Genomic DNA, 12,926 nt, shown 5'->3' on the forward strand with positions numbered 1-12,926 from the left:
TGCGGCGGGTCACCACGCCGCCCCAACCAGGATGCCCCGATGCAACGTCGTGGCACGGGCCTTCGTGTATCATTAGTTATAGTCAAGCAGACATTAACAAGGATCCCGGGATGGGCGCCGACACGATGGGCGCACCGCACCGGGATCTCATCCGGGAGTGACGAACACGCAGATGAATCGCACGCAGTTCCTCAACGTCAGCGAACGACAGGCGGTGGCTCCGCCCCTGGCCGTGTCCACGGTCGTGTTCGCGCTGCGCCCGGACGATGCGGCAGCTGACGGCGGCGGGCAGCGGATCTGGCTGCCCCTGGTCAGGCGGACCCGCGAACCCTACCGTGGTCAGTGGGCGCTGCCGGGCGGTCCGCTGCGCGGGGACACCAGCCTGCGCACGGCTGCGGCCCACACCCTGCGCGCCACCACCGGTCTGGCACCCACCCTGCTCGAACAGCTCTACACCTTCGGCGGGACCGATCGGGGAATCGGCCTGCGGACCGTCTCCGTCGTCTACTGGGCCCTGGTGCGCTTCGCGGAGACCGACCCCGATCTGGTAGAGGACCCCAATGTCGCCTGGTTCCCCGCCGACGACCCCGCGGTGATCGGCGCGCTGGCCTTCGACCATCAGCGGATCGTCGAATACGCCCTGGCCCGGCTGCGCTCCAAGGTGTCCTATGCCGACGTCGCCGACCGGATGCTGCCCGACACCTTCACCCTGGCCCAGCTGCGCCAGGTCTACGAGGCCATCGGCGGGGAACGCCTCGACCCGGCCAATTTCCGCCGCACCATTCTTTCGCGCGGTGTCGTCGAGGACACCGGTCAGGTGCTCACGGGCGTGCGCAACCGCCCGCCGCGCCTGTATCGCGCGAAGACCAGCCCGGATCATGATCCGGTCCCGGACCCGGAAGGGGAAATCCAATGACCAGTATTACCCTCACCCTCGGCCGCCCCGGCCAATCCTCCTGCGACTCCAAACTGCGCAACGCCCCATGGGACATCGACCGCGCACCCGGCTACGGCCCGGGCGCCTCGGCCGGCGACCACATCCCCGGCGCCGCCCCGCGCCAGGGCGAGATCCCGGCCGAGTACCGGCAGGCCTCGGAGGCGGACCTACACGCCCGGATCCGCGCGGCCAAGGCGACGCTGGGCGATCGGGCGGTGGTGCTGGGCCACTTCTACCAGCGCGACGAGATCGTCGAACACGCCGACTACGTGGGCGATTCCTTCCAGCTGGCCAATGCCGCCCTGGAACACCCGGAGGCCGAGGCGATGGTGTTCTGCGGGGTGCACTTCATGGCCGAAACCGCCGACATCCTCTCCGGTGACGACCAGGCGGTGATCCTGCCGAACCTGGCCGCCGGCTGCTCCATGGCCGATATGGCCAATGAGGACGATGTCGAGGCCTGCTGGGATCAGCTGACGGAGCTCTACGGCACCGAACCGGACGCCGCGGGCCGCGTTCCCGTCATCCCCGTGACCTATATGAACTGCTCGGCCGCGCTCAAGGGCTTCGTGGGGCGCAACGGCGGCTATGTGTGCACCTCGAGCAACGCCGCGACCGTGCTGGAGCGCGCCTTCGCAGACGGCCAGCGCGTGCTGTTCTTCCCCGATCAGCACCTGGGCCGCAACACCGCATCGGCGATGGGCATCGGCCTGGACCGGATGCCGCTGTGGAAGCCCCGCCAGGTCCTGGGCGGGAACACCGAGGAGCAGCTGCACGAGGCCCAGGTGATCCTGTGGAACGGCTTCTGCTCCGTGCACCGCCGTTTCACCACCGAGCAGATCGCCCAGGCCCGCGCCCAGTTCCCCGAGGTGCAGGTCGTCGTCCATCCCGAATGCCCACTGCCGGTCGTCCAGGCCGCCGATGTATCGGGCTCGACCGACGTGATCCGCCGGGTGGTGGAGAATGCCGAGCCCGGCGCGGTGATCGCCATCGGCACCGAGATCAACCTGGTCAACCGGCTGGCCGCGCAGCACCCGGACAAGACGATCTTCTGCCTGGATCCCGTGGTCTGCCCCTGCTCCACCATGTACCGCATCCACCCCGGGTACCTGGCCTGGGTGCTCGAATCCCTGGTCGCAGGCGAGGTCGTCAACCGGATCGAGGTCCCCGCCGAGGTCGCGGGCAACGCCAAGGTGGCGCTGGACCGGATGCTGGCGGCGAAGCCGAAATGAGCGCGCAGCCCTACTCGGCCGAGCTGCCGGACGCACCTGGCGCGACCGGCTCGACTAGACCACCGGGTGCACCCGGCTCAACCGAGCTGCCCGCCTCGGTGGACCTGCTGATCGCCGGCGGGGGAGCCGCCGGCCTGTCCGCGGCCATCGCGGCTGTCGGCCTGGGGTTGAGCGTGCTCCTGCTGGACGCGCACGATTTCGCTTCGAGCGCTTCGGTGCAGGCCCAGGGCGGGTTCTCCGCGGTCACCGCGCAGGGGATCGCCGCGGGGGATTCCGTGGCCGTGCACGTCGCCGACACCCTGGACGCGGGCGCCGGCCACAGTGATCCCGCCGTGGTCGCGCGGATCTGCGCGGCAGCCGCCGCCCACGTCGCGACCCTGGAATCCTGGGGTACCGCCTGGGACCGCCGTACCGACGGCGGTTACGCCCTGACCCGCGAGGCCGCGCACCGCGCCGATCGTATCCTGCACTGCGGGGGAGACGCCTCGGGCGCGGGGATCGTCGCGGCACTGCGGGCGCGCGCCGGGCAGGTGGTGGCACGGACCACGCACGAGGCCACCGGAGCCGGCCGGGGCCGCCTGCACATGGCGGCGGACGCCCGGGTGACCGGCCTGCTCGAGGACTCCGGCGCCGTGGTGGGCGCCAGGGTCGCGGTCGGCGGTGAGCCACAGAGTGTGGCCGGGGGCGCGGACTGCGGTGCGGCCTCGGCCCGCACGATCCGAGCCGGGGCCGTCCTGCTGGCCACCGGCGGGATCAACGGGATCTACGGCAAGCGGACCAGCCGCTGGGCCAATGACCCGACGGCCCTGGCACTGGCCTGGGACGCCGGCGCGCTCTTCGCCGATGTCGAAATGGTGCAGTTCCACCCGACCTTCGCCCCCGATGCGGACTTCATGATCTCCGAGGTGCTGCGCGGGGAGGGCGCGGTGCTGCGCGATGCCACGGGTGCGCGCTTCATGCCGGCCCTGGATCCCCGCGCGGAACTGGCCGGACGCGACATCGTGGCCCGTGGGGTGGCCGCGGCCATCCGGGACACCGGCGGCGCCTGGTTGGACGCCTCGCCCATTGTCGCGTCCCACGGCACGGACTTCCTGGCCCGGCGCTTCCCGACGATTACCGCACAGTTGGCGCGCGCCGGCCTGGATCTGGCGACCGCGCCCGTGCGCGTGATGCCCGCAGAACACTATTGGATGGGCGGGATCGCCGTCGACGGGCACGCCCGCTCCAGTGTGCCCGGCCTGTTGGCCGCCGGCGAGGCGAGCCGGACGGGGCTGCACGGGGCGAACCGGCTGGCCTCGAACTCCCTGCTCGAGGCCGTGCACACAGGGCTGGCGGCCGCCGCCTGTGTGGCGGCGGGCCGGGCGGGGGAGCCCGGGCGGATCCGGCTGGGCTATGAACTGCCGGTCGAGCCGGCCGGCCGGCTGTCGGGAGGACCACCCGGCGGGCAGCCCGAGGCCGGCGGACCGGTCTCGACCGCGCAGGCTCCTACCCCTGCCGCTGTGACCGAGCGGGTGCGACTCAGCGCCGATGAGCACCTCGGCGTTTCACGTGAAGCACAGGGCCTGGCCGCGGCCGGCCGCGAATTATCGGGGCTCTTGGCGCAGCACCCGGGGCATCCGGTGGCGCTCATGGCCTCGGTGATCGCCGCAGGAGCGCAGGCGCGCACCGATTCCCTCGGCGCCCATCTGCGCACCGATGCGGTGGGGCCCGCCAAGCCGGGGCACACGAGTGTGGCGGTCAGCCGCCGGCCCGGCGACCTGGGGCTGTGCGTTCCGTCAGCCGGCACTGCCCGGGTCGATCCGGGACCGGCGTTCGACCCAGCGCGTTCTCCGTACGACCTGGCGGCCTCATGAACAGCGAACCGGAAACCACCGAACCGGAGACCACCGCAGCGCGGCAGTCGACACAGCCCGCCGAGCCCACCACACCGACCGGGCCGGTGAACCTGGACTGCGCCGCCACCCAGGCAGTGCGTCCCGAGGTGCTGTCGGCGATCTGGCCGCTGCTCAGCGAGCAGTTCGGCAATCCCGCCAGCCACCATGAGGCCGGCGAACAGGCAGCCCGCGCCCTCGACTGGGCCCGCTCCCTGGCCGCCGAGACCCTGGGGACCCGACCGGGGCGGATCGTGTTCACCTCGGGCGGGACAGAATCGAACTCCCTGGCCCTGCACGGCACCCTGCTGGCCCGGCACCGCGGCGGGCACGTGCTGGTCTCCGCGATCGAACACCCATCGGTGCTGCAGACCGCACAACAGCTGCAGCGCTGGCACGGGGCCGAGGTCGAGACGGTGCCCGTGGGGATGAACGGCATCGTCGATCCGGCCGAGGTCGCAGCACTGCTGCGCCCGGACACCTGCCTGGTCGCGGTGATGGCCGTGAACAACGAGGTCGGCACCATCCAACCGATTCAGGAGATCGCCGAGCTGGTCCACGGCGCGGGCGCCCGGCTGCACGTCGATGCGGTCCAGGCCGGCTCCTGGCTGGACCTGCGCCCCTTGGAGCGGGTCGCGGACACCCTGAGCGTTTCCGGACACAAACTGGGCGGGATCAAGGGAGCCGGGCTGTTGGCCCTGGGCCGCGGTGTCGTACTCGAACCGTTCATGGACGGCGGCGGGCAGGAGGGCGGGATCCGCTCGGGCACCGTCAACGTGCCCGGCTGCGTGTCCACCGCGCTCGCCCTGCATCTGGCCCAGCAGGAGGCTCTGGCCTACCAGACGGGGGAGGAGCTGCCGTGTGGCCGGGAACCGGGCAGGCGACTGGCCCAGGCGGTGCTCACAGGTCTGGGGGACCTCGGCGTCGCGGCCCGGCTGTCCGGCGACCCGGAGAGCCGGGTGCCCGGCACGGTGTCCTTCGTCTTCCCCGGCCTGCATGCCGAGGCCGTGCTGCTGGAGTTGGGGCGCCACGGGGTGCTGGCCTCGTCCGGTTCGGCCTGTGCGGCCGGGTCGACGGAACCGTCGGCCGTGCTCACCGCGCTGGGCTGGGATCCGGTGGAGGCCCTGGGCGCGCTGCGCCTGTCGTTCTCCCCGCACACCCCTGCGGCGGTGCTGGACTATGCGGCGCGCGCCGTCATCGAGTCCGTTGCGGCGGTCGCCGACCTGGGCCGGTAGACCGCCGGCTCAGCACCAGCCAGGCGATGCAGCCGACGTAGGGCACGAAGAGGATGACAAGTCACCAGGCGAGCCGTCGCAATGCGGTGATGTCCTTGAAACGGGCCAGGGAGACCAGCGCCCAGACCAGCAGGGCCACGGATGCCAGGGAGAGCGCATATAGGCCGAAATCGCCGGGGGTGGGTACGAGGGGATTGCCCGCGTCGTCCATGGGGCCTCTTCGGGGGTCGGTATGGCTCGGGTCGAGCCGGTTCGGCTCGGAGGAGGATTCGCCTCCAGCAGAGGTCAATGGTGCGTCATGGGAAATTCCCGGCCGGGCGCCGGGATGCGCCGCTGATACGATCGCAGGGTGAGCAGTCCTGAGAGGCACAGTCCCGAAAGGCGCGGCACGCCCCCGCGCGTGAACGACCCCGTCGACGCCGCGATCGTCCGGGAGGTCAGCGCCAATGCGCGCGCGACCCTGGGGCATATCTCCGAGGCCGTCGGCCTGTCCGTGTCAGCCGTTCAGTCGCGCCTGCGCCGGCTGGAGTCGACGGGCGTGATCGCGGGCTACCATGCGACCCTGGACGCCGAGGCGATCGGCCGGCCGTTGGCCGCGTTCGTCGAGATCACACCGCTGGACCCAGCCCAGCCCGACGACGCCCCGGAGAAGCTCGAACACATCGAGAGCATCGAGGCCTGTCATTCGATCGCCGGCGACGCCGCCTACCTGTTGCAGGTGCGGGTTGCCACCCCGCGGGACCTGGAGACCCTGGTCAACCAGATCAGGCAGGTGGCCCAGGTCAATACGCGCACCACCGTGGTCCTGCAGACCTACTATGAGGGCCGCGCGATTCCCCCGGTCATCTAAGAGCCCAAGGTGGTTATAGGCCACCCAGTCATGGCATGACAGGAAAAATTCCTGCGCAGTTCATATTCACAGGAATGATTCCGGTAGCATGCCCGTATGACGCTTGCTTCAGATCACACTGCTGCTCCCGTTGCCGACCTGTCGGTACGGACAGCGCCGGAGTCGCTCGCTCCGGAAACCGTAGTCCCGGACACCCTGCCGGCCGCACCCGTGACGGCCGATACCGGGAAACCGCCGGTGACGATCTTCGGCCCCGACTTCCCCTTCGCCTATGATGACTGGCTGAACCACCCTACGGGCCTCGGAACCATCCCCGAGCAGGCCCTCGGCACGGAGGTCGCGGTGATCGGCGGGGGAGTCTCCGGCATGGTCGCAGCCTTTGAACTCATGCGCCTGGGACTCAAGCCGGTGATCTTCGAAGCCGCCCGCCTGGGCGGGAGGCTGCGCACCGAACACATCGACCCCGGCGCCGGACTCGGCCGGGTCCCCGCCGCGGAACTGGGTGGGATGCGCTTCCCGATCTCCTCGACGACCCTGTTCCACTACATCCGCGCCCTGGGGCTTGAGACCCGGGCCTTCCCCAACCCGCTGACCCCGGCCGCCGGTTCCACCGTGGTCGACCTGGCCGGACAGACCTGGTACGCGGAAACCCTCGAGGATCTGCCCGAGTTCTTCCACGAAGTCGCGGCGGCCTGGGATGCGGCCCTGGAGGAGGAGCTGGGCTTCACCGGCCTGCAGGACGCGATCCGCGAGCGCGACACCGCGCGGCTCAAGGCCGCGTGGAATGAGATCGTGCGCGCCTGGGACGACCGCAGCTTCTACGAGTTCGTCGCCTCGTCCCGAGCCTTCTCCACGCTCAGCTTCCGCCACCGCGAGGTGTTCGGCCAGGTGGGCTTCGGCACCGGCGGCTGGGACTCCGACTTCGCGAACACGATGCTGGAGATCCTGCGGGTGGTCGTGACGAACTGCGACAGCGATCAGGAACTCATCGTCGGCGGGGCCGACCAGGTGCCGGTGGGCCTGTGGGAGCGCCCCGCCGGCGCGGGCAGCGCCTACTGGCCGGAGTCCACCAGCCTCGCCTCCTTGCACGAGGGCGCCCCGCACGGCGCGGTCAAGGGGCTGACCCGCCTGCCCGACGGCACGATCGAGGTGCGCTATATCGAACGGCCGGCCGAGGCCTCCGCCGGGGCGGGCGCACAGAGCGCCACTGGCGCACCCGGCACCGCCGGTGGCCAGGACACTTCCGCCCCGCAGCCGACGGCCACCCGGGCCTTCCCCGCGGTGCTGGCGACCTGCCAGTCGTGGCTGCTGACCACGCAGATCGACTGCGATGAGTCGCTGTTCAGCCAGGACATGTGGATGGCGCTGGACCGCACGCGCTATATGCAGTCCTCGAAGACCTTCGTGGCCGTCGACCGGCCGTTCTGGTTGGACACCGACCCGGTCACCGGCCGGCATCCGCTGTCGATGACGCTGACCGACCGGCTGACCCGTGGCACCTACCTGTTCGACGACGGGCCGGAGAATCCGGGGCTGATCTGCCTGAGCTATTCGTGGATGTCCGATGCGCTGAAGATGCTGCCGCACACCACCGCCGAGCGCGTCGACCTGGCGCTCGACGCCCTGGGGAGGATCTACCCCGACCTGGACATCCGCGCGCACATCGTGGGCGAACCGGTGACCGTGTCCTGGGAGTCCGACCCCTACTTCCTGGGCGCCTTCAAAGGCGCACTGCCCGGGCACTACCGCTACAACGAGCGGATGTTCTCCCACTTCAAACAAGACGCCACACCCGACGAGTTCCGCGGCATGTTCTTAGCCGGTGACGATGTGGCCTTCACCCCGGCCTGGGCCGAGGGCGCAGTGCAGACCGCGCTCAATGCCGTCTGGGGCATTATGACCCACTTCGGCGGGCACACCCATCCGGAGAATCCGGGGCCTGGCGATGTCTACGATGAGCTCGGCCCGATCCGGTTGGAGGACTGATGGGTGCCGCGGCCGAGGCAGAGTCCGTGGACGTGGGCGGGCAGCCGGCCGAACGGCTGCGCGTCACACTGGTGCAGACGGAGCCGATCCTGCGTGATCCCGCGCGCGCCTTGGCACTCATGGAGCACGCCGTTGCCGAGGCCTCTGCCGCCGCTGCAGATGCCGCTGCAGGCACGGTACTCGGCGAGGAGCCCCGGATCTTCGTGTTCCCGGAGATGTTCCTCACCGGTTATGCGATCGGCCCGGCGAATGTGCGCAGACTGGCCGAGCCGGCGACCGGGCGCTGGTTCGCCTCGGTCGCCCGGCTGGCGCGCGTCCACGGCTGCGCCATCGCCTACGGCTATCCGGAACTGGGGGAGCGGCCCGCCGATGGCGGCACCGCGGATCAGGACCCGGCGGACGGTGCCCTCGTCTACAACAGCGTCAACCTGGTCTCCGAGTCAGGCGAACTTCTGGCCGCCTACCGCAAAACCCACCTGTACGGAGAGGTCGACCGGGGCCAGTTCGCTCCGGGAGAACGCCTGCCGGAACCGGTTGGCTGGCACGGCTGGAAGCTGGGGCTGGGGATCTGCTATGACGTGGAGTTCCCCGAGTTCGTGCGCGCCCAGGCCCTGGCCGGCATCGACCTGCTGCTCGTCCCCACGGCGAATATGACCGGCCTCGAGGCCGTGGCCGGGACCCTGGTGCCCGCCCGGGCATATGAGAACCAGGTCTATGTGGGCTATGCCAACTACACGGGCGCAGACGAGGTCTTCGCCTATCACGGCCTGTCCACCCTGGCCGGGCCCACGGGCGCGGTCCTGGCCCAGGGTGGTGCGGCCTCGGCCAGCGAAGGATATGAACTGGTCACCGCGGTCCTGCGGCGCGCGCAGCTGCAGGCTTCGCGCCAGGTGGCGACGTATCTGGCCGACCGCCGCAGCGACCTGTACTCCTGAGTTGCAGTTGCGGTTCCGGTTCGGCGTCGCGTCTTCGAGACGACGATTCCGAACCGGAACCACGACGAACCCCACGGGCCTTCGCGTGCCGCCCTGCCCCGCGGTTCCGCTACGCGGCGTAGAAGTAGAATGGGGCCCATGCGTGCGCACACTGAGGAACAGCCGGATCTGCGCGCAGCCCTGGTGTTGCGCCGCCTCGCGATCCCACTGTTCGTCATCCTCGGCATCCTGATCGGCTGGCTGGCCCTGAGCTTCACGGGCGCGGCCGCGCCCACGGTCCTGGGCGACTCGGGCCCGCTGGGCCGGCTGGGACTGCCGGTGGCGCAATTCGTCTTCCAGACCTCGACGGCCATCACGATCGGCGCACTGGGCCTGGCCGTCTTCGTCATCCCGCGCGCTCCCCGCGTCCGCGGCCATAAGAAGGCCCGCGGGAAGGGCGGGCAGAAGTCCCAGCAGAAGTCCCAGGCGGCCGGCCGGCAGAGCGTCGACCGCTCGGAGCCGCCGCTGGATGCGGGCTGGCAGGCGGCGTTGAACCTCGCCCAGATCACCTCGGTGGTCTGGACGGTCTCCGCCGTTGCGGTCCTGCTGCTGACCTATGTCGACACCGCCGGGTCCCAGGCCTATGCAGGGAACTTCTCCGCCCAGCTGGGCCAGTACGTCACCCAGGTGGCATCGGGACAGTTGTGGCTGCTCATCGTCTGCCTGGCTGCGCTCGTGTCCACCCTGGTGTTCGGGCTGCGCAGCTACCTGGGGATCGGGCTGACCCTGCTGCTGGCGGTCGTGATCCTCATCCCGCAGGCACTCATGGGGCACTCCTCCGAGGCCGCCGGGCACACCCAGGCCGTCAACAGCCTGGGCCTGCACCTGGTGTCGATCATGGCCTGGCTCGGCGGGCTGATCGCCCTGGCCCTGCTGGCGCCCAAACTGACCGGGCGCAAGGACCTGGCCGAGCTGGTGCGCCGGTATTCCTCGGTCGCGCTCATGGCCTTCGCGCTCATCGTCTTCTCCGGCTTCTTCAATGCCGCCCTGCGCGTGCACACCCTGCACGACTGGTTCGCCACCCCCTACGGGCAGGTCATTCTGGTCAAGACCCTGCTGACCATCGGCTTGGGCGCGATCGGCTATCTGCACCGCCGCTTCGTCATCGACCGGCTGGCCGCCCAGGCCAATGCCCGCCGCGAATTCTGGCGGCTGCTGGGAGTGGAGACCCTGGTGTTCGGTGCGGTCATGGCCCTGGGCATCGTGCTCTCGCGCTCGCAGCCCCCGGTCAGCCAGGCGGCCGCGAACACCCCCACCCCCGCCGAGATCCTCACCGGCGAACCGCTGCCGCCCTACCCGACGGTCGCCCACTACTTCACCCAGTGGTCGCCCGACCCGCTGTGGATCGTCGTGGCGCTTGGGGCCTCGGTCGCCTATATCTGGGGCTTTGTCAGGCTCAAGCGCCGCGGGGACGACTGGCCGGTGCTGCGCCTGGTGATGTGGCTGATCGGCATGGTGCTGCTGGTCTATGTGACCTGCGGCGGGCCCGTGGTCTACGGCAAGGTGCTGTTCTCCGGGCACATGATCCAGCACATGCTCATCGTCATGGTCGTGCCCCTGCCCATGGTGATGGGGGCGCCCGTGACGCTGCTGATGCGCGCCATCGCACCGCGCACGGACGGGTCCCGCGGGGTGCGCGAATGGGTGCTCTACGCCGTACACACCCCGTACATGCGGTTCTGGGCCCACCCGATCGTGGCGGCGGTGAACTTCGCCGGCTCCCTCATCGTCTTCTACTATTCGGGCATCATGTGGTATTCGCTGAACTACCACCTGGGGCACGAGATCATGCTCATCCACTTCCTCATGGCCGGCTACCTGTTCGCCCAGTCCCTGGTGGGCATCGACCCCGGGGTCAACCGCTTCGGCTACCCGGTGCGGTTGCTCGAGCTGCTCATCACCATGACCTTCCACGCCTTCTTCGGCATCTCGCTGGTCTCCGGGACCTCCCTGATCGAGGCAAGGTGGTTCGGCAATATGGGCCACGGCTGGTTCACCGCGCTGACCGATCAGCAGCTGGGCGGATCCATCGCCTGGGGGATCGGCGAGTTCCCGACCCTGCTGTTGGCCATCGGGGTGGTCTACGTGTGGACCCAGTCCTCCGAACGCGAGGCCAAGCGCCAGGACCGCGCAGAGGCCCGTTCCGGGGACGCCGAGTTGCGCGCCTACAACGAGATGCTGGCGAACCTGAACAAGCGCGGGCGCTGAGGGACCTGCGGGGGCTGACCTTTTAGCATCGCAAGCGCAGATTCACATCGCGTGCGGATATACCCTCACGCGATGTGAATCTGCGCTTGCGATGGCGCCTGTCCGGACTCTGACGGCCCCGCTGCACAACGGGTGTTGTTAAATGCACGATGTGAAAGCGCTGTGGATCACACTTCAGCGGAGTACGATCCTGTGTTGTCCTCACCTCATGCAAAGGAGCATCGATGAGCTCGACAACCCCGAACGAACCCGTCCCCACCCCGCCGCAGGGCCAGGCGGAACCCGCCAGCCGGTCGACCCTGCAGAAGGTCGTCGCGGCATCCCTGGCGGGCACGGTCGTCGAATGGTACGAATTCTTCCTCTACGGATCCGCCGCCACCCTGGTGTTCAATAAGATCCTGTTCCCGCCATCGGACAACCCGTTGACGCCGATCCTGGCGGCCTTCATCACCTACGCGGTGGGCTTCCTGGCCCGGCCCCTGGGCGGGCTGATCTTCGGACACTTCGGCGATAAACACGGCAGGAAGAAGCTGCTGCAGGTCTCCATTGTCCTAGTGGGCGTCTCCACCTTCCTGATGGGCTGCCTGCCCACCTACTCCCTGATCGGCTTCATGGCCCCGGTCCTGCTGGTGCTGCTGCGCTTCATCCAGGGCTTCGCCGTGGGCGGCGAGTGGGGCGGAGCGGTCCTGCTGGTCGCCGAGCACTCACCCAAGGAATCCCGCGGCTTCTGGGCCTCCTGGCCGCAGTCGGGCGTGCCGATCGGCAATCTGCTGGCCACCGCGATCCTGTTCCTGATGACGGCTGTGCTGCCCGATGAGCAGTTCCTGCTGTGGGGCTGGCGCGTGGGCTTCTGGGCCTCGGTCGTCATCGTCGTCATCGGCTACTACATCCGCTCCAAGGTCTCCGACGCGCCGATCTTCAAGGAGACCCAGTCCGAGGTCGTCGAGGACGGCGTGCGCTACGGGGTCGCCGAGGTCTTCAAGCGCTACCCGCGTGGCGTGTTCTGCGCCATGGGCCTGCGCCTGATCGAGAACATCCACTACTACCTGGTGGTCACCTGGTCGATCACCTATCTGACGGTCAAGGTGGGGATCCCCAATTCGGAGATCCTGGCCCTGTTGCTGCTGGCCAATGTCGTCGAGGCGATCCTGGTGCCCTTCGTCGGCAGGCTGGGCGATATCATCGGCCGCAAGGCCCCATATGCGATCGGCATCGTGCTCGCCGCCACCTGGGGATTCTTCGCCTTCCCGCTGTTCGACACGGGATCGGCGCTCAACATCTTCATCGCGATCATGTCCGGGCTGGTCTTCCACGCCCTCATGTACGCCGGCCAGCCCGCCATCATGGCCGAGATGTTCCCCACCCGGATGCGCTACTCCGGTGTGTCCGCCGGCTACCAGGTGACCTCGATCGTGGCGGGCTCCCTGGCCCCCATCATCGCCACCGCGCTGTTGGACGCCTACGGCAATGCGACCCCGGTGGCGATCTACGCGCTCATCGCCGCGGTGATCGGCTTCTTCGCCCTCGTCTTCACCCGCGAGACCCGCGGCATCGACCTGGCGGACGTCGACCGGCTGGACGCCGAGCGGGTCGCCGCGCGCGCCTGAGCGTCCGCGCCGGGCCCTGGATCGCT

10 protein-coding genes are annotated in these 12,926 nt (G+C 69.5%); 9 read left to right on the forward strand and 1 reads right to left on the reverse strand.

The window, feature by feature from the left end; genetic code table 11:
• The first annotated feature begins 172 nt into the window (after positions 1 to 172).
• From NQ036_RS15155 to NQ036_RS15170, 4 genes are read left to right on the forward strand one after another with little or no spacing between them, the layout of a single operon-like run.
• Positions 173 to 916 carry an NUDIX domain-containing protein gene (locus NQ036_RS15155; RefSeq protein ID WP_257049117.1) on the forward strand — a complete coding sequence of 248 codons (744 nt, stop codon included), beginning with the start codon at positions 173 to 175 and terminating at the stop codon, positions 914 to 916.
• Entirely contained in the window at positions 913 to 2,169 is a 1,257-nt protein-coding gene (gene nadA, locus NQ036_RS15160) for a quinolinate synthase NadA (protein ID WP_257059948.1), read from the forward strand. The genes NQ036_RS15155 and nadA overlap by 4 nt, the downstream gene beginning before the upstream one ends.
• Entirely contained in the window at positions 2,166 to 4,022 is a 1,857-nt protein-coding gene (locus tag NQ036_RS15165; RefSeq protein WP_306440107.1) for an FAD-binding protein, read from the forward strand. Before nadA ends, NQ036_RS15165 begins: the two co-directional genes overlap by 4 nt.
• Positions 4,019 to 5,275 carry a cysteine desulfurase family protein gene (locus NQ036_RS15170; protein WP_257059950.1) on the forward strand — a complete coding sequence of 419 codons (1,257 nt, stop codon included), beginning with the start codon at positions 4,019 to 4,021 and terminating at the stop codon, positions 5,273 to 5,275. The genes NQ036_RS15165 and NQ036_RS15170 overlap by 4 nt, the downstream gene beginning before the upstream one ends.
• Before the next feature lie 61 nt (positions 5,276 to 5,336).
• On the opposite strand, the gene NQ036_RS15175 is transcribed toward NQ036_RS15170, so the two are convergent.
• Complete coding sequence (locus NQ036_RS15175; protein WP_257059952.1) at positions 5,337 to 5,486, reverse strand: hypothetical protein; 150 nt, start codon at positions 5,484 to 5,486, stop codon at positions 5,337 to 5,339.
• A gap of 189 nt (positions 5,487 to 5,675) precedes the next feature.
• Between NQ036_RS15175 and NQ036_RS15180 the strand changes: the two genes are divergently transcribed.
• The 5 genes from NQ036_RS15180 (at position 5,676) to NQ036_RS15200 (ending at position 12,900) form a co-directional block, all read left to right on the forward strand.
• Positions 5,676 to 6,125: an Lrp/AsnC family transcriptional regulator gene (locus NQ036_RS15180; protein ID WP_257049118.1), complete on the forward strand. Its 450-nt coding sequence runs from the start codon at positions 5,676 to 5,678 to the stop codon at positions 6,123 to 6,125.
• A 96-nt stretch (positions 6,126 to 6,221) separates the two neighbouring features.
• Complete coding sequence (locus tag NQ036_RS15185) at positions 6,222 to 8,111, forward strand: NAD(P)/FAD-dependent oxidoreductase (protein WP_257059954.1); 1,890 nt, start codon at positions 6,222 to 6,224, stop codon at positions 8,109 to 8,111.
• Positions 8,111 to 9,046 (forward strand): carbon-nitrogen hydrolase family protein, encoded by a 936-nt coding sequence (locus tag NQ036_RS15190; protein WP_257059955.1) that lies wholly within the window; start codon positions 8,111 to 8,113, stop codon positions 9,044 to 9,046. The genes NQ036_RS15185 and NQ036_RS15190 overlap by 1 nt, the downstream gene beginning before the upstream one ends.
• Positions 9,047 to 9,184: 138 nt before the next feature.
• Positions 9,185 to 11,293 (forward strand): bifunctional copper resistance protein CopD/cytochrome c oxidase assembly protein, encoded by a 2,109-nt coding sequence (locus NQ036_RS15195; protein ID WP_257049110.1) that lies wholly within the window; start codon positions 9,185 to 9,187, stop codon positions 11,291 to 11,293.
• A 224-nt stretch (positions 11,294 to 11,517) separates the two neighbouring features.
• On the forward strand, positions 11,518 to 12,900 hold the full coding sequence (locus NQ036_RS15200) for an MFS transporter (RefSeq protein ID WP_257059957.1): 1,383 nt from the start codon (positions 11,518 to 11,520) through the stop codon (positions 12,898 to 12,900).
• Positions 12,901 to 12,926 lie beyond the last annotated feature (26 nt).

Origin of the sequence: Brevibacterium sp. 91QC2O2, assembly GCF_024580695.1 — a bacterium.
GTDB lineage: Bacteria > Actinomycetota > Actinomycetes > Actinomycetales > Brevibacteriaceae > Brevibacterium > Brevibacterium moorei.

Bases quoted from the DNA above. Each gene is read 5' to 3' on its own strand.
- NQ036_RS15175 (WP_257059952.1), bottom strand. From the start codon at position 5,486: ATGGACGACGCGGGCAATCCCCTCGTACCCACCCCCGGCGATTTCGGC.
- NQ036_RS15195 (WP_257049110.1), top strand. From the start codon at position 9,185: ATGCGTGCGCACACTGAGGAACAGCCGGATCTGCGCGCAGCCCTGGTG.
- NQ036_RS15170 (WP_257059950.1), top strand. From the start codon at position 4,019: ATGAACAGCGAACCGGAAACCACCGAACCGGAGACCACCGCAGCGCGG.
- NQ036_RS15165 (WP_306440107.1), top strand. From the start codon at position 2,166: ATGAGCGCGCAGCCCTACTCGGCCGAGCTGCCGGACGCACCTGGCGCG.
- NQ036_RS15155 (WP_257049117.1), top strand. From the start codon at position 173: ATGAATCGCACGCAGTTCCTCAACGTCAGCGAACGACAGGCGGTGGCT.
- NQ036_RS15190 (WP_257059955.1), top strand. From the start codon at position 8,111: ATGGGTGCCGCGGCCGAGGCAGAGTCCGTGGACGTGGGCGGGCAGCCG.
- NQ036_RS15200 (WP_257059957.1), top strand. From the start codon at position 11,518: ATGAGCTCGACAACCCCGAACGAACCCGTCCCCACCCCGCCGCAGGGC.
- nadA (WP_257059948.1), top strand. From the start codon at position 913: ATGACCAGTATTACCCTCACCCTCGGCCGCCCCGGCCAATCCTCCTGC.
- NQ036_RS15185 (WP_257059954.1), top strand. From the start codon at position 6,222: ATGACGCTTGCTTCAGATCACACTGCTGCTCCCGTTGCCGACCTGTCG.